The sequence below is a fragment of the Streptomyces sp. NPDC088766 genome (assembly GCF_044750845.1).
Classification (GTDB): domain Bacteria; phylum Actinomycetota; class Actinomycetes; order Streptomycetales; family Streptomycetaceae; genus Streptomyces.
Genome location: NZ_JBIVKQ010000038.1, coordinates 26,202 through 52,275 on the forward strand (window position 1 = coordinate 26,202; position 26,074 = coordinate 52,275).

Genomic DNA, 26,074 nt, shown 5'->3' on the forward strand with positions numbered 1-26,074 from the left:
CTGCGCACCTCACCGGCCGCTGGTTCCTGCACGCTCATCGGTCGTGCGTGCGCATCCCCTGCACGCTCATCGGCCGGTCGTACGGCCCGATCGGTGCCGGCAGTCGTGAGCTTCCCGTCAGACGGCGGTCGACGGCCGCGGCGACCGCCCGGCCCTCCGCGATCGCCCACACGATCAGCGACTGCCCGCGGGCGGCGTCCCCGGCGGCGAACACCCCGGGCACGTTCGTCGCGAAACCCGCGTCCCGCGCGATCGTGCCGCGCGGCTCCAGCGCCAGCCCCAGCTGTTCGGTGAGCCCGTCGTCCCGGTCGGGACCGGAGAAGCCGAGGGCGAGCAGGACGAGGTCGGCGGGGAGCGCCCGCGCGGTGCCCTCCACCGGCCGCCGCTTCGCGTCGACCTCGACGAGGTGCAGCGCCCGGACGTGCCCGTTCTCGTCGCCGGTGAAGCGGAGCGTGGACGCCGCGAACAGACGCGCGTCCGCTTCCGCCGCCGGCGCGACGCCGAGGTCGCGCGCCTCCTCGTGCGCGGCGGACAGCCGGTAGATCTTCGGGTACGTCGGCCAGGGGTCGGTGTCCTCGTCGCGCTCCGCGCCCGGCTGGGCGTAGATGTCCAGCTGGGTCACGGAAGCGGCGCCCTCCCGGATCGCCGTGCCCAGGCAGTCGGCGCCCGTGTCGCCGCCGCCGACGATGACGACGTGCTTGCCGGAGGCGGACATCGGGGACCGCTCCAGGTCGCCCTCGCACACCCGGTTGGCCAGCGGCAGATACTCCATCGCCTGCTGGATGCCGGTCAACTCCCGCCCTGGCACATGCAGTTCCCGCCACTCGGTCGCTCCGGTGGCGATCACCACGGCGTCGTAACGCGTCCGTAGATCGTCGGCCATGACATCCCGCCCGACCGTGGTCGACGTACGGAACTTCGTGCCCTCCGCCCGCATCTGCTCGATCCGGCGGTCCAGCTGCCGCTTCTCCATCTTGAACTCGGGGATGCCGTACCGCATCAGCCCGCCGATGCGGTCGTCCTTCTCGTAGACGGCGACCGTGTGCCCGGCCCGCGTCAGCTGCTGGGCGGCGGCCAGCCCGGTCGGCCCGGAGCCGATCACCGCCACCGTCCGCCCGGACAGCCGGTCCGGTGGCCTGGGCGGGGCGAGCCCGTCCGCCCAGGCCCGGTCCGCGATGGCGGCCTCGACGTTCTTGATGGTGACGGCCGGCTGGTTGATGGCGAGCACGCACCCCGCCTCGCACGGAGCGGGACACAACCGCCCGGTGAACTCGGGGAAGTTGTTCGTCGCGTGCAGCCGGTCGCTCGCCGCCCGCCAGTCCTCGCGGGAGACCAGGTCGTTCCACTCGGGGATCAGATTGCCGAGCGGGCAGGCGTCGTGGCAGAACGGGACGCCGCAGTCCATGCAGCGGTCGGCCTGTGCGCTGATGAGGGGGAGCAGCGCCCCGGGGACGTACACCTCGTCCCAGTCGCGGATCCGCTCTCCGACAGGCCTGCGCGGCCAGTCCTGGCGGGGTGTGGTCAGGAATCCCTTGGGATCGGCCATGGCCGTCTTCCTTGCGTGCGCTTGCCACGGGGCCGTGTGTCATCGGGCGGCACTCTTGCGGCCACGATACGTCCGCTCCACGCCCCGCGCAGGGCGCGGGGCGACGCCTGCCGCGAGCTGGGCCCACCGTCAGGGCGACGCCTGCCGCGGGCGGCCCGGCCGGCGGGTCGGCGCCGGCACGTGGGCGAGCGCGACGGAGGCCGGGGCGACCGCGTGAACGTGGTTCCGGGCCGTCCGCCCACCCGCGTACGCCGGCCGGGAGGAGGCCGCCTCCGCCATGCCCTCTCCGCGTGGCCGGCCTGTGCGGCGGCATGGTCGTCCCGGACCGGTATCTGTCGCATCATGGGCCGTGTGCGACTCGAAGCGATCACGTGGGAACGCCTCGGCGACCTCCTCGCCGACCGCCTGCTCGACCTGAAGCCGGAGGACGGCAGCCCCTGGCCGCGCATCGCCTTCGACGGCGCCCCGGCGGCCCGGCCAGGAGACCTCGCCGAACGCGTCGCCGAAGCGCTGCGGATACGCGGACGCCCCTCCCGCGTCATCGGCACCCAGGGCTTCCTGCGACCGGCCTCCGTCCGCCTGGAGTACGGCCACCGCGACGTCGAGGCCTACTACGACGGCTGGTTCGACACCGGTGCCCTGTGGCGTGAGGTGTTCGGCCCCCTCGAGCCCGGCGGCGACGGACGCATCCTGCCCGACCTGTGGGACCCGGTCACCGACCGCGCCACCCGCAGCCCCTACGTCCCACTCCCGCAGGGCGGAGTCCTGTTGCTGCACGGCCCCCTCCTGCTGCGTCACTGGTTCCCCTTCGACCTGACCGTCCATGTCCTCCTCTCCCCGCCCGCCCTGCGCCGCCGTACCGCCGAGGCCGACCGGTGGACGCTGCCCGCCTTCGAGCGCTACGACCAGGAGACCGACCCGGCGGCCACGGCGGACGTCCTGGTCCGCGCGGACGACCCGCGACGCCCGGCGTGGAGCGGGTGACCTGCCGACGACCGCTGACCGCTGCCGGCTGCCCGCCGCCCGCTGTCTCCCGCCGGACATGCGGTCGGTGAAGGACCCGGAGAGAATGGGACGCCGGGACACGAGAGTGCAGGGCACCGGGACAGTGGCGCGCACCGCGTCGCGCCGGCCGTCCCGCACCGGGAGGTACACCATGACCACCGCCGGACAGATCATGCACCGCGGCGCCCAGTGGATCCCCGCCCATGAGACCCTCGACCGCGCCGCCCAGCTAATGCGCGACCTCAACGTCGGAGCCCTCCCCATCAGCGACGAGAACGAGCGGCTCTGCGGCATCCTCACCGACCGTGACATCGTCGTCGGCTGTGTGGCCATGGGGCACGACCCCGCCAAGGTCACCGCCGGTCAGATGGCCAAGGGAACCCCGCGCTGGGTCGATGCCGACGCCGATGTCGGTGAGGTGCTCCAGGAGATGCAGGGGCACCAGATCAAGCGGCTGCCGGTGATCGAGAACAAGCGTCTGGTGGGCATGATCAGTGAGGCCGATCTCGCCCGGCACCTGACCGATGATCAGATGGCGTCCTGGGCCGAGAGCGTCTACGCCAGGACCGGCACCGCCCCCTCCTGACTCCGGCCGCCGTGAGCCGCTCCCTCAGAGCCAGCCATTGCGGCGAAAGCCGCGGTACAACGCCAGACAGGCGGCGGTTATCAGTCCGAGGGCCATGCCGTAGCCGTACTTCCAGTGCAGCTCCGGCATGCGGTCGAAGTTCATGCCGTAGACCCCGCAGATCATGGTCGGCACGGCGACGATCGCGGCCCAGGCGGTGATCTTCCGCATGTCCTCGTTCTGCGCGACGGTGACCTGGGCGAGGTGTGCCTGGAGGATCGAGTTGAGCAGTTCGTCGAAGGCCGCGATCTGTTCCGTGGCGCGCAGCAGGTGGTCGGAGACGTCCCGGAAGTAGGCCTGTATCTCGGGGTCGACCACCCGCATCGGCCGGGCCGCCAGATCCTGGAGCGGCCGGCTCAGCGGCACCACCGCCCGCTTCAGCTCCAGCAGTTCCCGCTTGAGCTGGTAGATGCGCCCGGGGTCGGCCCGCGCCCCGTTCTCCGCGAAGACGTCCGTCTCGACCTGGTCGATGTCCATCTGTGCGGCGTCGATGACGTTGAGGTATTCGTCGACCACGTGGTCCGCGACCGCGTGCAGCACCGCTGACGGTCCCTTGGCGAGCTGGCCGGGATCGGACTCCAGCCCCTCGCGCAGCGGGCCCAGCGAGCCGTGCCGCCCGTGGCGCACGGTGACGACGAAGTCCTGGCCGACGAACACCATGATCTCGCCGGTGTCGACCACCTCGCTCGTCGCCGTGAGCTGCTCGTGCTCGACGTAGCAGACCGTCTTGAACACTGCGAACAGCGTCTCGCCGTACCGCTCCACCTTCGGGCGCTGATGGGCTTCGACCGCGTCCTCGACCGCCAGCGGGTGGAGGTCGAAGAGGTCGGCGATGCCCGCGAACTCCGCGTTCGTCGGCTCGTGGAGGCCGAGCCAGACGAATCCGTGTCCGCTCTTGCGCACCCGCTCCACGGTGTCGACCAGGTCGTCGCCGGCCGGGACGCGTACGCCCTCGCGGTAGGTCACGCAGTTCACCACCGAGGAACCCAGCGGCGACCGCGCGGGATGGCTCAGATCGACCCGAGCCCGCCGCCGGGCCAGGCGCGCCACCCTGCGCAGACCGCCCACCCCGCCCAGGCCAGTGACCTTCCGCAGATTCCCCGCCATGGTCATCCCGACCTCCTTCTCGGATCCCCCCCCCGCGTGATCTCACGCCGTGGCGCGCCAGTCTGCCAGGCCCGCGCAGACCCTGGGCAAGCCTGTGGAAAGGGGACGTTCCGCTTGGTTCCCGCCTGTGGACAACCTGAAGTGGGTCTGCCCCGGAGAAGGCTTCCCATCCCCTTCCGCCCCTTGTCAGGGCTGCCTCCGGCTCCCGCCGTCCCGGTCGCGTCGCCCGCAGCGGCCCGCCCCGACCGACGGTGCCCGACGTCGACGGCGTCGCCGAGGCCCCTTTCTCGTCGCACGCGGCGGCTCCACGCCCTCACCGAGCGTCGGCCGACTCCACCGCCCCGGTGGACCGTCCCGGTCTGCCGCCCACCCGCTCCACCGCCAGCGCGCCCGCCCCGCACCCCTCGACCGCGGCCTTCGCGGGCTCCGCGCCCCCGAGCAGGGCGGCGAGGAACGCGCCGGTGAAGGCGTCGCCCGCGCCCGTCGTGTCGCGCGGTGTCGCCGGGACGGCGCGAACACGGGCGACGACGGTGCCGCCCCGGGCCACCACGGCTCCCTCCGCCCCCTGCTTGACCACCACCAGCGGCACACGTCGGCTGAGTTCGGCGGCCGCGTCCGCCCCGTCGGCCGATCCGGTCAGCAGACAGGCCTCGTCCCGGCTGGGCAGCAGCACGTCCACGCCCCGGACCAGGGCCAGGAACCGGTCGGCGCCCAGTTCCGTCAGGAATCCCGCCGACGCCGGATCCAGGCTCACCGGCACCCCACGCGCGTGTGCCGACGCCAGCGCCGTCCGCACCAGCGCCCGCCCCGACGCGGAGAACAGCAGGTAGCCCGACAGATGCAGTCGGGCGACCCCGTCGAGCAGCGCGTCCGACCAGTCGTCCGGTTCGAGCCGCAGGGAGGCGCCGCTGTCGGTGAGGAACGTCCGCTCGGCCGCGGCCCCGGTGTCGACGAGGCAGACCACCGTCCCCGTCGGTGCCTCGGGATCGACGACGAGCAAGGGCCGTACCCCGCACGCGACCAGTTCACGTTCGTGCCAGGCCGCCGCCTCCGCACCCACCCGGCCGAGCAGCCGTACGTCCGCACAGCCCCGGTGCGCCGCCCAGCACGCCACGTTGGCGCCCGCGCCGCCCGGCAGCGTCCGGACCACCGCGGCCGTGTCCGTCCCCGAGGCCAGTGGCCCCCGGTGGCGCGCGACGACGTCCGTGACGACGTCCCCGACCACCAGCAGCGCCCCGCCCCCTCGCCGGCCGCGCGCGGGAGCGGCGTCGGAACCCGGCCCGTCGGAGCCGCGATCCGCCCCGCCGGAACTCGGCCCCGGGCCGTCGGAGCCGCGATCCGCCCCGCCCGGACCGCCGGTCACGCCCCGGCCCACGCCGAGGCGATCTGCCCCGCCAGCCGTACGTTGCCGCGCACCGCGGCCAGGTTGGCGCGCAGAGAGGCGCCGTCGGTGTGGCGGACCAGGTGGTCGAGCAGGAACGGCGTGACGGCCTGGCCCGTGACCCCCTCCGCCGCACACGCCTCCAGCGCCTCCGCGAGCACACGCGCGTGCAGCGCGGGATCCAGCTGTTCCTCCTCCGGTACCGGGTTCGCGACGATCAGCGCCGACTCCGGTAGGCCGAGCGCGATCTGAGCCCGCATCACGTCCGCCACCTGGCCGGGACTCTCCAGCCTCCAGTCCACCGGATGCCCCGAGTCGGACAGGTAGAAGCCGGGAAAGCGGTCGGTGCCGTACCCGGCGACGGCCACCCCCAGCGTCTCCAGCCGTTGGAGCGTCGCCGGCACGTCCAGGATCGACTTCACCCCCGCGCACACCACCGTGATCCGGGTACGCGCCAGCAGGCCCAGATCGGCCGACTCGTCCTGGGTGACCGTCCACTCCCGGTGCACCCCGCCGAGCCCGCCCGTCGCGAACACCCGCACTCCGGCCAGCGCCGCGAGCAGCGCGGTCGCCGACACCGTGGTCGCCCCACTCGCCCCTGAGGCGACCGCGAGCGGCAGGTCGCGGTGGCCCAGTTTGCGGATGCCGTCCTCGTTGGCGACCCGCTCCAACTGCTCCTTGTCGAGGCCGACATGGGGCCGCCCGTCCAGCACGGCGATCGTCGCCGGTACGGCTCCCTCCGCGCGCACCACCGCCTCCAGCTCCCGCGCCACCTGAAGGTTGCGCGGACGTGGCAGCCCGTGGGCGATGATCGTGGACTCCAGCGCCACCACGGGGCGACGCGCGTCGACCGCCTCCCGCACCTCTTCCGACACCACCAGCACCACGTGCCCGCCTCCTGTCCGTCGGTCCTCCCTCATCTCTGGCGGGCGGCGCGCCCGGCCAAACCCTTGCGGCCTGTGGGGGACGACACCAGCCTGGAAGGCATGACCGACACCTCGCCCCGCCTCGACCACGTCGTCCTGTGGGTGCGCGACCCGCTCGCCGCGGCCGACTTCTACGAGAACGTCGTCGGCCTGACACCGGTCCGGCTCGCCGCGTTCGCCGCCGGTGAGGAGCCCTTCCCCTCCGTCCGGGTCGACGACGGGAGCCTCCTCGACCTGATGCCGCTGACCATGGTGAAGGGCATGACGATGCTCCCCGGGGCGGCCGACAGCGCCGGCCACCCCGTGAACCACATCTGCCTCGCCCTGTCCCGCACCGCCTTCGACGCCCTCCGCACCCGCCTGGCCGAGCACGCCGTCCCCGTCTCGGACGTCTCGCACGGCTCGTTCGGTGCCCGGGGCGCGGCCACTCGCAGCCTCTACTTCCGCGACCCGGACGGCAACGTCGTCGAGATCCGGCACTACGACTGACGCGGGCGCCGGTACACACCCGCGCCGCCCCGCCCGGACGCCGTCACCCGTACCCGTCGTGGCCCTTCCCCGTGTGAGGAGGACCGCCGCCGGGGACAGACGCGGGCACGCCCCGCCGGCGCCCGCCGAGGTGTTCATCGTGAGGTCGGACAGGCCCTGCGCGACGGCCCGCGCGGACTGCGGCACGGCGTCCGTGAGCAGGGCAGAACCGACACCGTCCCCGCCGAGGCCCCGTACGAAGAGCGCGGCTGCGGTCCGCGGCCGGCTGCCGCCCGCCGTCCCCGCCGGCAACAGCCCGCACGCCGGCAGTTCCGTCGCCGGCCCCGTCACGGACCGGCCGTCCCATCCGGTCCGCTCCTGCGCCGACGCCCGCTCGGCCGCTCAGAACAGCGGCTCGGGCAGAACCCCCTCCAGGGCGAGCAGCCTGCGCTTGGCCTCCAGACCGCCGCCGAAACCGCCGATCCCACCGTCGCTCTCCACCACCCGGTGGCAGGGCACCACGACCGGCAGCGGATTGGCGCCCATCGCCATCCCCACCGCCTGCGCCGCGCCGGGCTGGCCCACGCGCTTGGCCAGATCGCCGTAGCCGACGACCGCGCCGTACGGGACGCCGGAGGCCAGCTCGCGCAGGACCTGCCGGTTGAAGCCGGAGATCAGCGACCAGTCCAGGGGGAGTTCGAAGCCGCGCCGCTCCCCCGCGAAATAGGCTTCGACCTGGCGTATCGCCTCGGACAGCAGCGGCGATCCGGGCGACTCGACCGGCTCCGCGCCCAGCCGGTCCGCGAGGCGGCGCAGCGCTTTCCCGCGCACCGGCTCATCGGCGTGGAACACGACATTGACCAGACCCTCGCGAGTCGCGGCCAGCAGCAGCGGACCGATGCCGGTGTCGACGACGGTCCACACGACCTGCTGCTCGTACTGCCCGTGGCTGTCCATGCGCCCACCGTACGACCTGCCACCGACAACGCCGCGGCCCGACGGCGGGCACGGCGCCGGACCGGTCGCGGGGTCACTCCCCGTACAGGGCCCGCGCCACCACATCCGGCTTGTCGGTGATGATGCCGTCGACGCCGTACCCGGCCACCGTCCGGGCCGCCGCGGCGTCGTCCACGGTCCAGACGAAGATCCTCAACGGGCTGCCGTGCGGTCCCTCGACCGCGTGCACGGCGGAGACGTACTCCGCTGAGAGAGACACGTACGAGGGATTGACCAGGTCGGTGAAGGCCGCGCAGCCGGGCAGGTCCCGCACCGGTGGCCTGCCCAGCAGACCGGTCGTCACCGACGGCGCCAGGTCGTGGACGGCCCGCAGACTGCCGGCGTCGAAGCTCTGCACGACCAGCCGGCCGAGATGCTCCCGGTCCAGCCACCCCTCGTCGGCGAGCACCTTCAGGGTGTCCTGTTCGAGCCCCGGGTACAGCGCGGGGTTCTTCAGCTCCAGCAGCAGTTTCTGGCCGTGATGCTCGACACGGCGGACGTACTCCCGGAGCGTGGGCACGCGCGCGCCCGCGTACGCGGGGCCGAACCAGCTGCCCGCGTCGAGCCGTGCGACCTCGGCCGCGGTGAAGTCCCGCACCTTCCACGGGGACCGCCCGGGAAAGACCTCCTCGGCGTCGGTGGTCCGCTCGAGGCTGTCGTCGTGGATCACCACCAGTTCGCCGTCCTTGGTGCGCTGGACGTCGTTCTCCACCCAGCGGACGCCCAGGCCGGCGGCCGCGTCGACGGCCGCCAGCGTGTTCTCGGGAGCCTGGGCGGAAGCGCCCCGGTGGGCGATCACCGCGGGCCGCCCGACGATCCCCGCCCGGGCGTCGTCAACAGGGAACAGGAGGGCGACGAAACCCACCAGTGCGGTGGTCGCCGCGGCGACTGCGCGCGCGTACATGCGTACTCCTCGCATCGGCCGATCACATACGGCACAACTCTGACAGCAGGGAGTCCGCGACGGATGCGCGCGAGAAGGCCGAAGGACGAAGGTTGACGGCCGGGACCGCACACCGGTGCCGCACATTGCGGCAAGGCCGTGTTTCTTTGCCGGAAAATCGTTCGACCATTCCGGTGGCAGTCATACTGCTCTGCGTCAACCCTGATCGCTCGCGCGGTTATGGGTACACGGCGCGCTCCAGGCATTCCAGCAACAGGGCGGAAGGGCAACCGCGCATGCACGGCACGGCCGACGGATTCAGCTACGGACTCGTGACACCGCTGGTGGCCTACTTCATGGCCTGCCTCGGCGGTGCCCTCGGCCTGCGCTGCACGACCAGAGCCATGCGCGTCGCCCACTCCTGGCGCCCCGGATGGCTCGCCCTCGGCGCGGCCGCGATCGGCTCCGGCATATGGACCATGCACTTCGTCGCCATGACGGGCTTCACGGTCGCCGGCGCCCCGATCCACTACGACAAGCCCATGACCTACGCCAGCCTCGGCGTCGCCGTCGTCATGGTCGGCGTCGGGATCTTCATCGTCGGCTACCGGGGCGCGGCCGGCACCGCCCTGTTCACCGGAGGCACCGTCACGGGCCTCGGGATCGCCTCGATGCACTACCTGGGCATGGCCGGTATGCGGTTCGACGGCAAGTTCGAGTACAACACCCTCACCGTGGGTGTCTCCGTGGCCGTCGCGATGGCCGCCGCCACCGCCGCGCTGTGGGCCGCCGGGCAGGTCAGGGGCTTCCTGTGGAGCGTCGGCGCGAGCCTCGTCATGGGCCTCGCCGTGACCGGCATGCACTACACGGGCATGGCCGCCCTCAGTGTCCATCTGCACACCACGGGATCGCCGTCCGCGGGCGACCCGCCGGCCGGTCTCCTCGCGCCGATGCTGATCGGCCCGCTCGCCTTCCTCTGCCTCGCCGGCGTGGTGGTGCTGTTCGACCCCCTCATGATGACGGGCAGGCCCGACCGGAGCCCGGCCGAGCACAGGCCCGGCGTCCCGGCCCACCCGCACTCCGTCGCCCGGCTCCGCACCCGCCGCAAGACCGCCCTCCACGAGCGCCGGACCCCGCAGAACCGCTGATCGGACCGCATTGTCAGTGGTGGGCCGTACGGTGGATGGCATGCGGCCCGTTTCCAGCATCGAACGCACGGTGGCGCCTTTCGAGGTCGTCAGCCCCTACCAGCCCAGCGGTGACCAGCCGGCGGCCATCGCCGAGCTGGCCAAGCGCATCGAGGCCGGTGAGAAGGACGTCGTCCTCCTGGGCGCGACCGGCACCGGCAAGTCCGCGACCACCGCGTGGATGATCGAGAAGCTCCAGCGCCCCACGCTCGTGATGGCGCCGAACAAGACGCTGGCCGCCCAGCTGGCCAACGAGTTCCGCGAGCTGCTGCCGAACAACGCGGTGGAGTACTTCGTCTCGTACTACGACTACTACCAGCCCGAGGCGTACGTCCCGCAGTCGGACACCTACATCGAGAAGGACTCCTCGATCAACGAGGAGGTCGAGCGGCTGCGCCACTCCGCGACCAACTCGCTGCTCACCCGCCGGGACGTCGTCGTGGTCGCCTCGGTCTCCTGCATCTACGGCCTCGGCACCCCCCAGGAGTACGTGGACCGCATGGTCCCGCTGAAGGTCGGCGCCGAGATCGACCGCGACCAGCTGCTGCGCCGCTTCGTCGACATCCAGTACACGCGCAACGACACGGCCTTCACCCGCGGCACCTTCCGGGTCCGCGGCGACACCATCGAGATCTTCCCGGTCTACGAGGAACTGGCCGTCCGCATCGAGATGTTCGGCGACGAGATCGAGGCGCTGTCGACCCTCCACCCGCTCACCGGCGAGATCATCAGCGACGACGAGCAGCTGTACGTCTTCCCCGCCACTCACTACGTGGCCGGCCCGGAGCGCCTGGAGCGCGCCGTCAACGACATCGAGAAAGAGCTGGGCGGGCGTCTCGCCGAACTCGAGAAGCAGGGCAAGCTCCTCGAGGCCCAGCGCCTGCGCATGCGCACCACGTACGACATCGAGATGCTCCGCCAGATCGGCAGCTGCTCGGGCGTGGAGAACTACTCGATGCACTTCGACGGGCGCCTGCCCGGCTCCCCGCCGAACACCCTGCTCGACTACTTCCCCGACGACTTCCTCCTCGTCATCGACGAGTCCCATGTCACCGTCCCGCAGATCGGCGCCATGTACGAGGGCGACGCCTCCCGCAAGCGCACCCTCGTCGACCACGGCTTCCGCCTTCCCTCCGCCCTCGACAACCGCCCGCTGAAGTGGGAGGAGTTCCAGGAGCGCGTCGGGCAGACCGTCTACCTGTCGGCGACGCCCGGCAAGTACGAACTCTCGCGCGGGGACGGTGTCGTCGAGCAGATCATCCGCCCCACCGGCCTCGTCGACCCCGAGATCGTCGTCAAGCCCACCGATGGCCAGATCGACGACCTGGTGCACGAGATCCGCACGCGCGTCGAGAAGGACGAGCGGGTCCTGGTCACCACCCTCACCAAGAAGATGGCCGAGGACCTCACCGACTACTTCCTGGAACTCGGCATCCAGGTCCGCTACCTGCACAGCGACGTCGACACCCTGCGCCGCATCGAGCTGCTGCGCGAACTGCGGTCCGGTGAGTTCGACGTGCTGGTCGGCATCAACCTCCTGCGGGAGGGCCTCGACCTGCCCGAGGTGTCCCTGGTGGCCATCCTCGACGCCGACAAGGAGGGCTTCCTGCGCTCCGGCACCTCGCTGATCCAGACCATCGGCCGCGCCGCGCGCAACGTCTCCGGCCAGGTCCACATGTACGCCGACAAGATCACCCCGGGCATGGAGCGGGCCATCGAGGAGACCAACCGCCGCCGGGAGAAGCAGATCGCCTACAACACGGCGCGCGGAATCGATCCGCAGCCGCTGCGCAAGAAGATCAACGACATCGTCGCGCAGATCGCGCGCGAGGAGGTCGACACCGAGCAGCTCCTGGGCTCCGGCTACCGTGCGAAGAAGGACGGCGGCGGCACCAAGGCGCCGGTGCCCTCCCTCGGCGGCAAGGCGGCCAAGGGCGCGACGTCCGCCAGGTCCGCGAAGGGCAAGGCCAAGGAGACGGTTCCCACCGACCGCCCCGCCGCCGAACTCGCCGACCAGATCGAGGAGATGACGGCGCGGATGCGGGCGGCCGCCGCGGATCTCCAGTTCGAGGTCGCGGCCCGGCTGCGCGACGAGGTCTCCGAGATGAAGAAGGAACTGCGCCAGATGAAGGAGGCGGGTATCGCCTGACGTACTTACGCGGGGCCCCGCCGCCGTACGTGCTGTGTTGCAAGAACGACACAAAGTGCGGTCCTGGGTACGGCACTGTCAGTGCCCTTGCGTAGGGTTTTCGTCAACCGCGGAGACCGCGGCAACAGGGGACAGTCCGAGAGAGGAATCAGCGCGTGACCGTCAACATGACCAAGGGTCAGGCCATCAGTCTGCAGAAGACCGACGGAGGCAGCCTGACCGCGGTGCGCATGGGTCTCGGCTGGCAGGCTGCCCCCCGGCGCGGCCTGTTCGGCTCCCGCACCCGGGAGATCGACCTCGACGCCTCCGCGGTCCTCTTCGCGGACAAGCAGCCGGTCGACGTCGTCTTCTTCCGCCACCTGGTGAGCGACGACGGCTCCGTCCGGCACACCGGCGACAACCTCGTCGGCGGCGTCGGCCAGGGCGGCGACGACGAGGCGATCCTCGTCGACCTCTCCCGCGTCCCGGTCCACATCGACCAGATCGTCTTCACGGTGAACTCCTTCACCGGCCAGACCTTCCAGGAGGTGCAGAACGCGTTCTGCCGCCTGGTCGACGAGACCAACGGCCAGGAGCTGGCGCGCTACACGCTCGCGGGCGGCGGTGCCTACACCGCCCAGATCATGGCCAAGGTGCACCGGGTGGGCGCGGGCTGGAACATGACCGCCCTCGGCACCCCGGCCAACGGCCGCACCTTCCAGGACCTGATGCCGGCCATCGTGCCCGCGCTGTAACCGGGCCGGGCGGCACACGACAACACGACACGCGACGCAGGGGGACACAGGCGATGACGGCCGAGCTGGTGCGGGGCCAGAACCACCCGCTCTTGGAAGTCCGCCTGGAGATCCGGGTCTCGGCCGGTGCCCCGGTCGTGGCGGCGGCCACGCTCTGCGACGAGAGCGGCAGGATCCACGGCGTGGAGTGGGTCGCCCACCCGGGCGCACCCACTCTGCCCGGTCTCGAGGTCTCCCGGCAGGCGGCCACCGACCACCGCCTCGCGGTTGATCTGGACGCCGTCGCGGAGAGCGTGCACCGCGTCAGCGTTCTGCTCGCCCTGCCCACCGGGGTGGGCGGACCGGTCGCCTTCGGCTCCCTCGCCGCCCCCGTCGTCGCCGTCACGGGCCTCGACGGTTCCGAAGTGGCCTGCTTCACCCTCACCGGCCTCGGCCCCGAGTCGGCCGTCGTCGCCCTGGAGCTGTACCGGCGTCAGGGCGCCTGGAAGGTCCGGGCGGTCGGCCAGGGGTACGCGGGCGGCCTCGCCGCTCTCCTCGCCGACCAGGGCCTGGCGCAGGCCCAGCAGCTCGCGTCCGGCATCAACGAGGCCGTGGCCCAGGGGCTGGCCCGCTCGGTGCCGGCCCCACCGCCGCGCCCGGTCGACGTCGACCGCTCCCGACAGGCGGCCGCCTCCGCCCTCGGCCCCGACCAGGGCGGATCCCCCTACGGCGGACAGAGCACCCAGGGCCCCGCGGGCCCGTACCCGGGTCCCCAGCCGTCGCAGGGCGCAGCGGATGCCGTGGCGGGACACCCGACGGGGCCCGCGGACCCCGCGGCCACCGCCCAGCCGGGCACCCCCGCGACGTCCGGCACCGGCGGCCCCATCGACTACAGCCACCCGCGGCGTCGGAACACCGCCCCGCCGCCCCCGCCCGCCGCACCCCCGGCCGAGCCGGGCAGGCCCGCGAGGCCGGTCGCCGGCGACGCCACCGGTTGGTCCATGGAAGAGCGGCTGTACAACCAGGTCTGGGGCATGTTCGAGGACCTGGCCCGCACCACGGCCGCGTACCGCAGCGCCGTCGACTTCGCCGACACGCGCAGGGAAAGGGAACTCGACGAGGCCCTCTCCGACCCGCGCAGCCGGATCGGCGGCCAGGGCGACGCCGCCCGCGAGACCGCTCGCGCCAAGCACGCCCAGCTCGTCGACCAGGCCCGGCAGGTGCTGGACCGCGATCTCGCCCAGCTCGTGGCCGAGGCCGAGGTCGTCGAGCCGGCACTGCCGCCGGCCTTCGCGCGCTGGGACAACCCCGTCTGGCACGCCTATCGCGTCCCGATGGAAATGCCCATGGCGCTGTGCCTGGGCGACCTCCACCTTCCCGAGAGCGACCGGCTGCGCATCCCCATGCTCATCCGCCTCCCGCTGGAGCGCGGCCTGTGGGTCGACAGCGGGCGGACGGGCTCGCCCGACGGCTCGTTCCTCGACTCCCACGAGCTGCGCCGTCTCGCGCTGGACTCGGCCGTGGCGCACACGGCCCGGCTGCTGGCGGTCCATCCGGCCCACGAGTTCACGGTGCACGTCGTCGACCCGGCCGGTTCGGGCGCGTCGGCGCTCGCCCCGCTGGTGCGGAGCGGAGTACTGGCGGCGCCGCCCGCCGTGGGCTCGGCCGGTGTGACGGACGTGCTCACCCGGCTCACGCAGCACGTCGACCTGGTGCAGATGGCGGTGCGCGGCGGCGCGGCCGACTCGCTCCCGCCCGGTTTCGACACCGCCCAGCAGCTCCTGCTCGTCAACGACTTCCCGCACGGCTTCGACGATCGTGCCGTGACCCAGCTCCGCTACCTCGCGGACGAGGGCCCGTCCGTCGGCGTCCACCTGATGATGGTCGCCGACCGCGAGGACGCCGCCGGTTACGGTCCGTTGCTGGACCCGCTGTGGCGCGGGCTGATGCGGCTGACCCCGGTGCCCGACGACCACCTCGCCGATCCCTGGGTCGGTCACGCCTGGACGTACGAGCCGGCTCTTGTGCCGCCGGGCAGCCAGGTTCTCCAGGAGGTCCTGGCACAGGTGGCCGCGGCCCGCCGGGAGCGGCGGGGCTGATCGCTTCCACCACTTCACCAAGTGACCGTAAAGCGGCCCTGAACAGCGGATTTGGTCTTTGTTTTGCCAATCCCTTTACCTTTCCTTGGTGATTGGGTACTGTCTTTCGTACGGAGGGGAGTACTCCCTGCCAACTGCGGCGTACCCGTCAATACGGATCAGAGCTGATCCCGGGGCGTCGGCCCGTGCGGCCCCGTGCGCATGCCCTGCGCCGGGACCCGGGGTGGAAGAGACCTCCGGCAGCGCGACGACGCTGATCACCTGCCGTTACGTACTGCCGGAGGCGCAGTGGATGTTTCCGTGACCCTGTGGGTCCTGACTGTCGTGGGCCTGGGCGCCCTCATCGCGATCGACTTCTTCATCGGCCGCAAGCCGCATGACGTGTCGATCAAGGAAGCCGGTATCTGGACCGTCGTCTGGATCGCCCTGGCCGCCCTGTTCGGGCTCGGCCTGTTCATCTTCGGCGGGGGACAGCCCGCCGGAGAGTTCTTCGCGGGCTTCATCACCGAGAAGTCGCTCAGCGTCGACAACCTCTTCGTCTTCGTCCTGATCATGGCGAAGTTCGCCGTCCCCTCGCAGTACCAGCAGCGGGTCCTGCTCGTCGGCGTGCTCATCGCCCTGGTCCTGCGGGCGATCTTCATCGCCGCGGGCGCCGCGATCCTCGCCAGCTTCTCCTGGGTGTTCTACCTCTTCGGCGCCTTCCTGATCTGGACCGCCTGGAAGCTCATCCAGGAAGCCCGCGCGGACGAGGAGGACGAGGAGTTCGAGGAGAACAAACTGCTCAAGGCCGCCGAGCGCAGGTTCGGCGTCGCCGACCGCTACCACGGCACCAAGCTGTGGATCGAGCAGAACGGCAAGCGGGTCATGACCCCGATGCTGGTCGTGATGCTCGCGATCGGCACCACCGACGTGCTGTTCGCCCTCGACTCGATCCCCGCGATCTTCGGCCTGACGCAGGACCCGTACATCGTGTTCACGGCCAACGCGTTCGCGCTCATGGGCCTGCGGCAGCTGTACTTCCTCATCGGCGGCCTGCTGAGGAAGCTCGTCCACCTCAGCTACGGCCTGTCGATCATCCTCGGCTTCATCGGCGTCAAGCTGGTACTGCACGCGCTGCACGAGTCCGGGGTCCACGTCCCCGAGATCAGCATCCCGGTCTCGCTCGGCGTCATCTGCTCCGTCCTGATCGTCACCACGATCACCAGCCTGCGGGCCTCCAAGAAGCAGGCGGCGGCCGAGAAGACGCAGACCGGGAGCGAAGACGCCCCGAAGGACAGCATCGACGTCTGACCACGGACGACGCGGGAACCATCTCCGGGAGCGGTGCGCGGCGATTCGCCGGGCGCCGCTCCCGGTGCTTCTGAGCGCGCTCCTGCGGGTGCTTCCCGGACGGAATGCGGAGCCCGTACCGCTCTGCGACGATCGCTGCATGATCGCTCGGCTCAGGTCGCTCACGACCCGCTGGACATCCCTCGTGCCGGCGCTCGCCGTCGTCCTGCTGGCCCTGACCTGGGGCCGTGACCTCGCCCCCGCGGTCGTCGCCCTGATCACCGTCGTCCTCGCCGGAGCGGTCCTGGCGGCCGTGCACCACGCCGAGGTCGTCGCGCACCGCGTCGGTGAACCGTTCGGCTCCCTGGTGCTCGCGGTCGCCGTGACGATCATCGAGGTCGCGCTCATCGTCACGCTGATGGCGGACGGCGGCGACAAGAGCTCGACCCTCGCGAGGGACACGGTCTTCGCGGCCGTGATGATCACCTGCAACGGCATCGTCGGCCTGTGCCTCCTCGTCGCCTCCCTCCGCCACGGCACGGCGGTCTTCAACCCCGAGGGCACCGGTGCGGCCCTGGCGACCGTCGCCACCCTGGCCACCCTCAGCCTGGTCCTGCCGACCTTCACCACCAGCAAGCCCGGCCCGGAGTTCTCCAGCGTCCAGCTCACCTTCGCCGCCCTGTCCTCACTGACCCTGTACGGCCTGTTCGTGGCGACCCAGACCGTCCGGCACCGTGACTACTTCCTCCCGGTCACCCGGCAGGGCGACGTGATCACCGGGGACGACCACGCCGCCGCGCCTTCGTCGCGGACCGCGCTGATCAGCCTGAGCCTGCTCGGCCTGGCCCTCATCGGCGTGGTCGGACTGGCCAAAGGGGTCTCGCCCACGATCGAGGACGGCGTGGAGGCCGCCGGGCTTCATCACGCCGTCGTCGGTGTGGTCATCGCGCTGCTCGTACTGCTTCCCGAGACCATCGCCGCACTGCGCTCCGCCCGCCGCGACCGGGTGCAGACCAGCCTCAACCTCGCGCTCGGCTCCGCGATGGCCAGCATCGGCCTGACGATCCCGGCGGTCGCCCTGGCCTCGGTCTGGCTCTCCGGTCCGCTCGTCCTCGGCCTCGGCCCCACCCACATGGTGCTGCTCGCACTGACCGTCGTCGTCAGCTCCCTGACGGTCGTTCCGGGAAGGGCCACGCCGCTGCAGGGCGGCGTGCATCTGGTGCTGTTCGCGGCCTATCTGGAACTGGCGGTCAATCCCTGAAGTCTTTCGGCCGGGCCGGCGCCGGCCGGGTCTCCGGCAGCAGGGCGAAGCAGCCGAGGCTGAGCAGGGCGATGCCCGTCAGATACGCGCCCACCCCCCACGGGACGCGCCCCGAGTGCTCCGCGAGTGCCGTGGCCGCCAGGGGCGTGAGTGCGCCGCCGAGAACTCCACCGAGGTTGTAGCCGACCGCCGCGCCCGTGCAGCGGATCCGCGGCTCGTACAGCTCCGGCAGATAGGCGGCGACGACGGCGAACATGGTGACGAACGCGAGCATGGCGCCGAGGAAGCCCAGGAACATCGCAAGCGGCTCGCCCGTGCCGAGCAGCGCGACCAGAGGGAACATCCACAGCGCGGCGGCGGCGCAGCCGACCAGGCACAGCGGCCGCCGCCCGTAACGATCGCCGAGCAGAGCGGCCACGGGCGTCAGCGCCCCCTGCACCACCACCGCCGCCATGACGCAGGTCAACATGACCGTACGGCTCACCCCGAGCCGTTGCGTCGCGTAGGCCAGCGACCAGGTCGTCACGGTGTAGAAGATCGCGTACCCGACGGCGAGTCCGCCGGCGGTCAGCAGGACGAGCCGCCAGCGGGAGCGCACCACCTCGGCGAGAGGCACGCGCGCGCGTGCCTCGATCTCCAGGAACCGGGGGCTCTCGGGCAGCGACGACCTCAGCCACAGCCCGAGCACCGCCAGTACCCCCGCCGCCCAGAAGGGCACCCGCCAGCCCCACCGCGCGAACTGCTCCCCGGTCAGCGTCGCGGACAGCGCCAGCACCACCCCGTTGGCGAGCACGAAGCCCACCGCGGGCCCGACCTGGGGAAAACTCGACCACAGCCCGCGCCGCCCGACGGGCGCGTGCTCCGCCGTCAGCAGCACCGCCCCGCCCCACTCCCCGCCGAGCCCGAGCCCCTGCAGGAACCGCAGCACCAGCAGCAGCACGGGTGCCGCCACCCCGATCGAGCCGTACGTCGGAACGCATCCGACCGCGACCGTCGAGGCGCCCGTCAGCAGCAGGGAGACGACCAGGACCGGCCGGCGTCCGCGCCGGTCGCCGACATGCCCGAAGAGAACCGACCCCAGCGGCCGCGCCACGAACCCCACACCGAACGTCGCGAAAGCGGCCAGCGTTCCCGCCGGTGAGGAGAACGTCGGAAAGAAGAGCGGCCCCAGGACGAGCGCCGCGGCGGTCCCGTAGACGAAGAAGTCGTAGAACTCGATGGCCGTCCCGGCGAGCGAGGCGGCCGCGAGCCGCGGCATGGAGGGCGCCCTCGCGGTGTTCGCGGTGCTTGCGGTGTTCACGGTGCGTACGTCGTGCATGCCCCGTCAACCACCCGCCGTGACCGAGGGTTACGGGGCGCACGGTGTCGCGACCGCGTCGCGCGGGGCTCAGTAGGTGACGGTGATGCGTTGTCCGGGGCCGTCGACGCGGATCGTCCCTCCGTAGGGGAGGACGAGCTGCGGGTCCGTGTGGCCGAAGTCCACGTCGAAGACGGCGAGGGTGCCGGGCGCATACGTCTCCAGCGCGCTCAGTACCGCTTCGCGCTGCTCCGCGGCGTAGCGGGCGGCCTCCTCGGGGCCGTTGGGGCGCTCGAAGGACCAGGTCTTGGCGCGGCCCATCAGGAATGCGGGGAACCGCTGGAGGAGGCCGCGCTCGCCCATGCTGCGCAGGATCCGGAAGACCTCCGTGGCGCTGGGGAGTTCCTCGGAGGTCTCCAGGAACAGCACGCCGCCGTCGTAGACCGACAGGTCGTGGGAGATCTCGCGGTCGGCCATCAGGAGCCAGGAGAGGATCTCCAGGTTGCCGCCCCAGCCGCGGCCCTCGACCACGCGGTCGGCGTTGCGCCAGATCCAGCCGGTGCCCGGCCGGGTCTCCGGCTGCGACGTGAAGGTCGCCGGGTCGGCCCAGTCGCGGTTGACGTCGTTCCAGCGCTCGGCGGGCCGCAGTTCGTAGGCGCCCGAGGTGAACAGGGCCGCCCGCAGGGAGTCCGCGGTCAGCGCGTCCATGGCCACCGGCCGCCCGAGCTGCACCATCACGCTCGCGCCGTGGTAGCCGACGATCCCGGTGTTGTACAGGAAGGCGAGCAGGTTGGTGTTGTCGCTCGTGCCGAAGAACGGCTTCGGGTTGGCCCGGATCAACTCGCGGTCCAGCAGCGGCAGAACGGTGATCTGGTCGTCGCCGCCGATCGAGGCGATGACCGCCTTGATGCCGGGATCGGCGAAAGCGGCGTGGATGTCGTCGGCCCGTTCGCGCGGTGTGGCGCCCATCGTGCGGGTCGTCGGATATTCGACCGGCTCGAGGCCGAACTCCTCGCGCAGCCTTTCCAGTCCCAGTTCGAAGGGAGCCGGGAAGAGTCCGGGCAGGCCGGCGGCCGGCGAGAGAACGGCGATGCGGTCACCGGGGGAGGGCTTCGGGGGATACGAGGGTGGGGTCATGCTCGTGAGGCTAGGGCTTCCCGCCCCGCTGTTTCACCGTGATAAACCGGGTCCGAGCGGCGGTCCGACGGGCCGCCCCACGCCGAACGGACCGGAGGAACCGTGCCCCGCACCCTGGCCAACGCCCCCATCATGATTCTCAACGGCCCCAACCTGAACCTCCTGGGGCAGCGTCAGCCCGAGATCTACGGCTCCGACACGCTCGCCGACGTCGAGGCGCTGTGCGCGAAGGCCGCGGCGGCGCACGGCGGCACGGTGGACTTCCGGCAGTCCAACCACGAGGGCGAACTGGTGGACTGGATCCACGAGGCGCGGCGGAACCACTGCGGCGTCGTGATCAACCCCGGTGCCTACTCGCACACGTCGATCGCGATCCTCGACGCGCTCAACACCTGTGACGGACTGCCGGTGTTGGAGGTCCACATCTCCAACATCCACCGGCGGGAGTCCTTCCGGCACCACTCGTACGTCTCGCTGCGCGCCGACGGAGTCATCGCGGGCTGCGGAGTGCAGGGCTACGTGTTCGCCGTGGAGTGCGTCGCGGCACTGGCGGGAGCGGGGCAGGCTAGCACGTGAGCCCAGGCCGCGCATGAGCACCGGCCTCCTGACGGGCGCCCCTTACCGGCTTCCCGCTTACACGGAGGCAAGGCGCCTCACAAGGTGGTCGCGTCCGTCTCTCGACGCCGACTGGTGGCAAGTTGCATGACCCGTATGGGGCATTAGTGTTGAAATCAGTTCCCCCGCAACCTATGCACCCAAGGGGCAGTTATGACCGCTAGGCATTGGAAGCGTTCCGTCATCGCCTGCTCGGTCCTCATCCTCGGCTTCGCACCGGTGGGCATACAGCAGGCTTCAGCGGCCACGCCGGCCGAGACCCACGCCAGTGCGCCTGCAGCCGTCAACAGCCCACGCGACTACCGGCAGGGATTCAGGGCCGGCTTCCGGGACGGCTACCAGGACGCCAGGGACGACTGTCGAATGGGCGGGGCGTACCGCAGCTTCAGCGACAGCGACTACACCCGTGGTTACGCCGACGGCTACAGCGCCGGTTTCGCGCGGGCCGAGCGGCGGTACTGCTGAGTCGCACCGGCTCGGCGAGCGATCCTGCCGTGGAGTCAGGGAGGCCGTCTCCCGGGGCACTTCGAAGCCTCCGGAGGCGGCCTCCCCGTCTCGCTGAGGCGGCGGCCCGGGCTCCGGTACGGGCACTGCCCGGCTGCCGGGCTCGGCGGTACGGGCACTGCCCGGTCGTCGGGCTCGGCGGTCACCTCGACCGGCACCGGGCGTGCCACGAGAAGCCGTATCCGTACCCTGGCGGGCACCGCCTCGGGACGGGAACGGTGTGAGGCGGGCCCGTTGCCGGTCGCCCCGTGCGGACCGGCGGATCACCAGCCCCGGGCTCTCCACTCCGCCAGCCGCGGCCTCTCGGAGCCGAGCGTCGTGTCGTTCCCGTGGCCCGGATAGATCCACGTTTCGTCGGGCAGCGGGCCGAAGACCTTCTCCTCCAAGCCGTCCATCAGACTCGTGAAGTCCACCGGATTCGTCGTCCTGCCAGGGCCGCCCGGAAAGAGGCAGTCGCCCGTGAACACGTGCGGGTGCCCGTGCGGGTCGTCGTACACGAGGGCGATCGAGCCCGGCGTGTGTCCGACCAGATGGCGCGCGGTGAGGTGCACGTCGCCCACCCGGACGACGTCGCCGTCGTCGAGCAGGACGTCGGTGGGCACCGGGATGCCCTCGGCGTCCTCCCGGCCGGCGTACGTACGCGCGCGCGTGGCCGCGACGACCTCGGCGAGCGCCTGCCAGTGATCTCCGTGACGGTGTGTGGTGACGACGGAGGCGATGCCGTCGTCACCGATCATGCCGAGCAGTGTCCGGGCGTCGTCGGCCGCGTCGATCAGCAGCTGCTCGTCCGTGGCCCGGCAACGCAGCAGATAGGCGTTGTTGTCCATCGGGCCGACCGCGATCTTGGTGATCATCAGGTCCTTCAGCTCGTGCACGTCCGCCGAGCCGCCGACCCGCACCTCTCCGCTGTACGTCATGACCGCCAGCCTATAGCGGGGGGAGGGCCGGGAGCGGGCCGCCGTCGACCGTGAGCGCGGAGCCGTCGCGGCGTCCCGAGAGCCAGCCGAGCAGGTCCGCGGCCGGGCCCCTGACGCCGACGGGCCCGCCGGGTGCGCCGCCGCCCGTGGTCCAGGTCCCGCCGCCGTCGCCGCTCAGGCGCGTCGACGGTACGTCCCCGTGGCCGCGGAAGCGTTCCACGAGGAAGTCGATCTCCCGCGCGACGAATTCCTCCGGCAGGTCCTCCAGCTCGTAGCCGATCCCGAGGTCCACGTGGTGCAGTTCCACCTCCGCCCAGCGCCGGAAGGGGACCCGCGCCGCCGAGTCGGTGACGCCGTTGCGCAGCTCGACCGTGCGCGACCAGTCCGCGGGGACGGCGGCGGCCTCCTGGAAGCGGGCTGCGCTCTCCCGGACGTCCGCGAGCTGGACGTCCAGGGGGCGCGGGGCGTCCCGCTCGATGTCGGCGTCCCGCACGGTGGCGTCGACGTACATGGGGCGGCCCCGGAAGACGTTCACCAGGGCGTCGGCGTTGCGGGCGAGGTGGGCGAGGACGTGGCCGCGGCTCCAGCCGGGCAGGCGTGACGACTGCGTCACGGACGCGTTGTCCAGCTTGGCGACTGCGGTGAGCAGCCGGTCCGTCGCGTCACGTACGGACGCCAGGTCATGAGCGTGATCAATCATGGTGCTGACCCTAGCTTCGCCACTCCTTCGGGTGAAGGTGGTCGGGAGCGGCCCGCAAATCGAATGTGCGTGCTATAAGGTCGTGGGCGGCGTCGGGCATGCTGGATGGCAGGGGATTGTTGTCAACCCGTGAATCCGACCGGCGTTGTCAGTGGCTCCCCCTAGTCTGAGAAGGACGGGGGCCCCGCCCCTGTCACTTCTCTCAAGAAAGGTGCGGACCGGCGTGGCCGACCGTCTCATCGTCCGTGGCGCGCGCGAGCACAACCTCAAGAATGTCTCGCTCGACCTGCCGCGCGACTCGCTCATCGTCTTCACGGGCCTGTCGGGGTCGGGCAAGTCCTCGCTGGCCTTCGACACGATCTTCGCGGAGGGGCAGCGGCGCTACGTCGAGTCCCTCTCCTCCTATGCCCGGCAGTTCCTCGGCCAGATGGACAAGCCGGACGTCGACTTCATCGAGGGCCTCTCCCCGGCCGTCTCGATCGACCAGAAGTCGACCTCGCGCAACCCGCGCTCCACGGTCGGCACCATCACCGAGGTCTACGACTACCTGCGTCTGCTCTTCGCGCGCATCGGCAAGCCGCACTGTCCCGAGTGCGGCCGCCCCATCTCGCGCCAGTCGCCGCAGGCCATCGTCGACAAGGTGCTCGAGCTGCCCGAGGGCAGCCGCTTCCAGGTGCTGTCGCCGCTGGTCCGCGAGCGCAAGGGCGAGTTCGTCGACCTGTTCGCCGACCTCCAGACCAAGGGATACAGCCGCGCGCGGGTGGACGGCGAGACCGTCCAGCTCTCCAACCCGCCCACGCTGAAGAAGCAGGAGAAGCACACCATCGAGGTGGTCATCGACCGCCTCACGGTGAAGGAGTCCGCCAAGCGCCGCCTCACCGACTCCGTCGAGACCGCCCTCGGCCTGGCCGGCGGCATGGTCGTGCTGGACTTCGTCGACCTGCCCGAGGACGACCCCGAGCGCGAGCGCATGTACTCCGAGCACCTGTACTGCGCGTACGACGACCTGTCCTTCGAGGAACTGGAGCCCCGCTCCTTCTCCTTCAACTCGCCCTTCGGCGCCTGCCCCGACTGCTCCGGCATCGGCACGCGCATGGAGGTCGACCCCGAGCTGATCGTCCCCGACGAGGACAAGTCCCTCGACGAGGGCGCCATCCACCCCTGGTCCCACGGGCACACCAAGGACTACTTCGGCCGCCTGATCGGCGCCCTCGCGGACGCCCTGGGATTCCGGACCGACATCCCCTTCGCCGGCCTGCCGCAGCGCGCCAGGAAGGCCCTCCTCCACGGCCACAAGACGCAGATCGAGGTCCGCTACCGCAACCGGTACGGCCGCGAGCGCGTGTACACGACGCCGTTCGAAGGCGCCGTTCCGTTCGTGAAGCGCCGGCACAGCGAGGCCGAGAGCGACGCCAGCCGCGAGCGCTTCGAGGGCTACATGCGCGAGGTGCCCTGCCCCACCTGCGAGGGCACCCGCCTCAAGCCGATCGTCCTCGCGGTCACGGTCATGGGGAAGTCCATCGCCGAGGTCTCCGCCATGTCGATCAGCGACTGCGCGGACTTCCTGGGCGAGCTGAAGCTCGACGCACGCGACAAGAAGATCGCCGAGCGCGTCCTGAAGGAGGTCAACGAGCGCCTGCGGTTCCTGGTCGACGTCGGCCTGGACTACCTCTCGCTCAACCGCGCCGCCGGCACGCTCTCCGGCGGCGAGGCCCAGCGCATCCGCCTGGCCACCCAGATCGGCTCCGGCCTCGTCGGCGTGCTGTACGTCCTCGACGAGCCGTCCATCGGCCTGCACCAGCGCGACAACCACCGGCTGATCGAGACCCTCGTGCGGCTGCGCGACATGGGCAACACGCTCATCGTCGTCGAGCACGACGAGGACACCATCAAGGTCGCCGACTGGATCGTCGACATCGGTCCCGGCGCCGGCGAGCACGGCGGCAAGGTCGTGCACAGCGGCTCCCTGAAGGAGCTGCTCGCCAACGAGGAGTCGCAGACCGGTCAGTACCTGTCGGGCAGGAAGGCCATCCCGCTGCCCGACCTCCGGCGCCCGCGCGACCCGTCCCGGCAGCTCACGGTGCGCGGGGCCCGCGAGAACAACCTGCGGGACATCGACGTCTCCTTCCCGCTGGGCGTCTTCACCGCGGTCACGGGCGTCTCCGGCTCCGGCAAGTCGACCCTGGTCAACGACATCCTGTACACGCACCTGGCCCGCGAACTGAACGGCGCGAGGAACGTGCCGGGGCGCCACACGCGCGTGGACGGCGACGACCTCGTCGACAAGGTCGTCCACGTCGACCAGTCGCCCATCGGCCGCACCCCGCGGTCCAACCCGGCGACCTACACCGGCGTCTTCGACCACGTCCGCAAGCTGTTCGCCGAGACCACCGAGGCCAAGGTCCGCGGCTACCTGCCCGGCCGCTTCTCCTTCAACGTCAAGGGCGGCCGCTGCGAGAACTGCGCGGGCGACGGCACGATCAAGATCGAGATGAACTTCCTCCCGGACGTCTACGTCCCGTGCGAGGTCTGCCACGGCGCCCGCTACAACCGGGAGACCCTGGAGGTCCACTACAAGGGCAAGTCCATCGCCGAGGTCCTGAACATGCCGATCGAGGAGGCGACCGAGTTCTTCGAGGCCGTCCCCGCGATCGCCCGCCACCTCAACACCCTCAAGGACGTCGGTCTCGGCTACGTCCGCCTCGGCCAGTCCGCGACCACCCTGTCCGGCGGTGAGGCGCAGCGCGTCAAGCTCGCCAGCGAGCTCCAGCGCCGCTCCACCGGCCGCACGGTCTACGTCCTGGACGAACCGACCACGGGGCTGCACTTCGAGGACATCAGCAAGCTCCTGAAGGTCCTCTCCGGCCTCGTGGAGAAGGGCAACACGGTCATCGTCATCGAGCACAACCTCGATGTGATCAAGACCGCCGACTGGGTCGTCGACATGGGCCCCGAGGGCGGCGCGGGCGGCGGCGTCGTCGTCGCCGAGGGCACGCCGGAGGAAGTGGCCGGGGTCCCGGCCAGCCACACCGGCAAGTTCCTGCGCGAGGTCCTCGGCGACCGTGTCAGCGACGCGCAGCCGGTCAGGGCCCCGCGCGGGGCTGCGGCGAAGAAGACGGTCGCGGCCAAGGCGGCGCCGAGGAAGACCGCGACCGCCAAGGCCACCGTCAACAGCACGGCGGCCAAGAAGGCCGCCGGTGCCGCGAAGAAGGCGCCGGCCACGAAGAAGGCGACGAAGAAGTAGGAGCAGCGGCGGCGGCGCCCCGCGGGGACCCTCCCGCGGGGCGCC

General features: G+C 71.5%; 22 protein-coding genes. 12 read left to right on the top strand and 10 right to left on the bottom strand.

Annotation, left to right across the window (positions count from 1 at the left end; translation table 11 throughout):
* Nucleotides 1–34 precede the first annotated feature (34 nt).
* Nucleotides 35–1,546 (bottom strand): glutamate synthase subunit beta, encoded by a 1,512-nt coding sequence (locus ACIP5W_RS33755; protein WP_401481550.1) that lies wholly within the window; start codon nucleotides 1,544–1,546, stop codon nucleotides 35–37.
* A 342-nt stretch (nucleotides 1,547–1,888) separates the two neighbouring features.
* Between ACIP5W_RS33755 and ACIP5W_RS33760 the strand changes: the two genes are divergently transcribed.
* The gene (locus tag ACIP5W_RS33760; RefSeq protein WP_401481552.1) at nucleotides 1,889–2,530 is read left to right on the top strand and encodes a uridine kinase; all 642 of its coding nucleotides are present in this window, start codon (nucleotides 1,889–1,891) and stop codon (nucleotides 2,528–2,530) included.
* A gap of 172 nt (nucleotides 2,531–2,702) precedes the next feature.
* On the top strand, nucleotides 2,703–3,137 hold the full coding sequence (locus tag ACIP5W_RS33765; protein ID WP_401481554.1) for a CBS domain-containing protein: 435 nt from the start codon (nucleotides 2,703–2,705) through the stop codon (nucleotides 3,135–3,137).
* A gap of 24 nt (nucleotides 3,138–3,161) precedes the next feature.
* Here the strand turns inward: ACIP5W_RS33765 and ACIP5W_RS33770 are convergent, their stop codons facing one another.
* The 3 genes from ACIP5W_RS33770 to ACIP5W_RS33780 form a co-directional block, all read right to left on the bottom strand.
* Nucleotides 3,162–4,289, bottom strand: coding sequence for a magnesium and cobalt transport protein CorA (locus tag ACIP5W_RS33770; protein ID WP_401481556.1), 1,128 nt, complete (start codon nucleotides 4,287–4,289; stop codon nucleotides 3,162–3,164).
* 307 nt (nucleotides 4,290–4,596) lie between these two features.
* The gene (locus tag ACIP5W_RS33775) at nucleotides 4,597–5,508 is read right to left on the bottom strand and encodes a carbohydrate kinase family protein (RefSeq protein WP_401481558.1); all 912 of its coding nucleotides are present in this window, start codon (nucleotides 5,506–5,508) and stop codon (nucleotides 4,597–4,599) included.
* A gap of 134 nt (nucleotides 5,509–5,642) precedes the next feature.
* A complete protein-coding gene (locus ACIP5W_RS33780; protein ID WP_401481610.1) occupies nucleotides 5,643–6,548 on the bottom strand; it encodes a pseudouridine-5'-phosphate glycosidase in 906 nt (301 codons plus the stop codon).
* Nucleotides 6,549–6,650: 102 nt separating this feature from the next.
* Between ACIP5W_RS33780 and ACIP5W_RS33785 the strand changes: the two genes are divergently transcribed.
* Nucleotides 6,651–7,079 (top strand): VOC family protein, encoded by a 429-nt coding sequence (locus ACIP5W_RS33785; protein ID WP_401481560.1) that lies wholly within the window; start codon nucleotides 6,651–6,653, stop codon nucleotides 7,077–7,079.
* 381 nt (nucleotides 7,080–7,460) lie between these two features.
* Here ACIP5W_RS33785 and ACIP5W_RS33790 read toward each other — a convergent pair whose 3' ends face one another.
* Together ACIP5W_RS33790 and ACIP5W_RS33795 are read right to left on the bottom strand one after the other, a co-directional pair.
* Nucleotides 7,461–8,015, bottom strand: coding sequence for a methylated-DNA--[protein]-cysteine S-methyltransferase (locus ACIP5W_RS33790; protein WP_401481562.1), 555 nt, complete (start codon nucleotides 8,013–8,015; stop codon nucleotides 7,461–7,463).
* Between the two features lie 73 nt (nucleotides 8,016–8,088).
* Nucleotides 8,089–8,958, bottom strand: coding sequence for a glycerophosphodiester phosphodiesterase (locus tag ACIP5W_RS33795; protein WP_401481564.1), 870 nt, complete (start codon nucleotides 8,956–8,958; stop codon nucleotides 8,089–8,091).
* 275 nt (nucleotides 8,959–9,233) lie between these two features.
* On the opposite strand from ACIP5W_RS33795, the gene ACIP5W_RS33800 reads away from it, so the two are divergent.
* From ACIP5W_RS33800 to ACIP5W_RS33825, 6 genes are all read left to right on the top strand, one after another.
* A complete protein-coding gene (locus tag ACIP5W_RS33800; RefSeq protein ID WP_401481566.1) occupies nucleotides 9,234–10,085 on the top strand; it encodes an MHYT domain-containing protein in 852 nt (283 codons plus the stop codon).
* 40 nt (nucleotides 10,086–10,125) lie between these two features.
* The gene (uvrB, locus tag ACIP5W_RS33805; RefSeq protein WP_401481568.1) at nucleotides 10,126–12,273 is read left to right on the top strand and encodes an excinuclease ABC subunit UvrB; all 2,148 of its coding nucleotides are present in this window, start codon (nucleotides 10,126–10,128) and stop codon (nucleotides 12,271–12,273) included.
* A 155-nt stretch (nucleotides 12,274–12,428) separates the two neighbouring features.
* Nucleotides 12,429–13,007, top strand: a complete 579-nt coding sequence (locus ACIP5W_RS33810; RefSeq protein WP_401481570.1) for a TerD family protein — start codon at nucleotides 12,429–12,431, stop codon at nucleotides 13,005–13,007.
* A gap of 53 nt (nucleotides 13,008–13,060) precedes the next feature.
* Complete coding sequence (locus ACIP5W_RS33815) at nucleotides 13,061–15,085, top strand: TerD family protein (protein WP_401481572.1); 2,025 nt, start codon at nucleotides 13,061–13,063, stop codon at nucleotides 15,083–15,085.
* Nucleotides 15,086–15,373: 288 nt separating this feature from the next.
* A complete protein-coding gene (locus ACIP5W_RS33820; protein WP_401481574.1) occupies nucleotides 15,374–16,375 on the top strand; it encodes a TerC/Alx family metal homeostasis membrane protein in 1,002 nt (333 codons plus the stop codon).
* Nucleotides 16,376–16,514: 139 nt separating this feature from the next.
* Nucleotides 16,515–17,615 carry a calcium:proton antiporter gene (locus ACIP5W_RS33825; protein ID WP_401481576.1) on the top strand — a complete coding sequence of 367 codons (1,101 nt, stop codon included), beginning with the start codon at nucleotides 16,515–16,517 and terminating at the stop codon, nucleotides 17,613–17,615.
* Here the strand turns inward: ACIP5W_RS33825 and ACIP5W_RS33830 are convergent.
* Complete coding sequence (locus tag ACIP5W_RS33830) at nucleotides 17,605–18,933, bottom strand: MFS transporter (RefSeq protein WP_401481578.1); 1,329 nt, start codon at nucleotides 18,931–18,933, stop codon at nucleotides 17,605–17,607. The genes ACIP5W_RS33825 and ACIP5W_RS33830 overlap by 11 nt on opposite strands.
* Nucleotides 18,934–19,002: 69 nt before the next feature.
* The gene (locus ACIP5W_RS33835; RefSeq protein ID WP_401481580.1) at nucleotides 19,003–20,049 is read right to left on the bottom strand and encodes a S66 peptidase family protein; all 1,047 of its coding nucleotides are present in this window, start codon (nucleotides 20,047–20,049) and stop codon (nucleotides 19,003–19,005) included.
* A gap of 102 nt (nucleotides 20,050–20,151) precedes the next feature.
* Between ACIP5W_RS33835 and aroQ the strand changes: the two genes are divergently transcribed.
* Together aroQ and ACIP5W_RS33845 are read left to right on the top strand one after the other, a co-directional pair.
* Entirely contained in the window at nucleotides 20,152–20,625 is a 474-nt protein-coding gene (gene aroQ / locus ACIP5W_RS33840; protein ID WP_401481582.1) for a type II 3-dehydroquinate dehydratase, read from the top strand.
* Nucleotides 20,626–20,817: 192 nt separating this feature from the next.
* Nucleotides 20,818–21,129, top strand: a complete 312-nt coding sequence (locus ACIP5W_RS33845; protein WP_401481584.1) for a hypothetical protein — start codon at nucleotides 20,818–20,820, stop codon at nucleotides 21,127–21,129.
* Between the two features lie 302 nt (nucleotides 21,130–21,431).
* Here the strand turns inward: ACIP5W_RS33845 and ACIP5W_RS33850 are convergent, their stop codons facing one another.
* Both ACIP5W_RS33850 and ACIP5W_RS33855 read right to left on the bottom strand, forming a co-directional pair.
* Complete coding sequence (locus ACIP5W_RS33850) at nucleotides 21,432–22,085, bottom strand: MBL fold metallo-hydrolase (RefSeq protein ID WP_401481586.1); 654 nt, start codon at nucleotides 22,083–22,085, stop codon at nucleotides 21,432–21,434.
* Nucleotides 22,086–22,095: 10 nt separating this feature from the next.
* Complete coding sequence (locus tag ACIP5W_RS33855) at nucleotides 22,096–22,785, bottom strand: maleylpyruvate isomerase family mycothiol-dependent enzyme (protein WP_401481588.1); 690 nt, start codon at nucleotides 22,783–22,785, stop codon at nucleotides 22,096–22,098.
* Nucleotides 22,786–23,008: 223 nt separating this feature from the next.
* Between ACIP5W_RS33855 and uvrA the strand changes: the two genes are divergently transcribed.
* Nucleotides 23,009–26,029, top strand: a complete 3,021-nt coding sequence (uvrA, locus tag ACIP5W_RS33860; protein WP_401481590.1) for an excinuclease ABC subunit UvrA — start codon at nucleotides 23,009–23,011, stop codon at nucleotides 26,027–26,029.
* Nucleotides 26,030–26,074 lie beyond the last annotated feature (45 nt).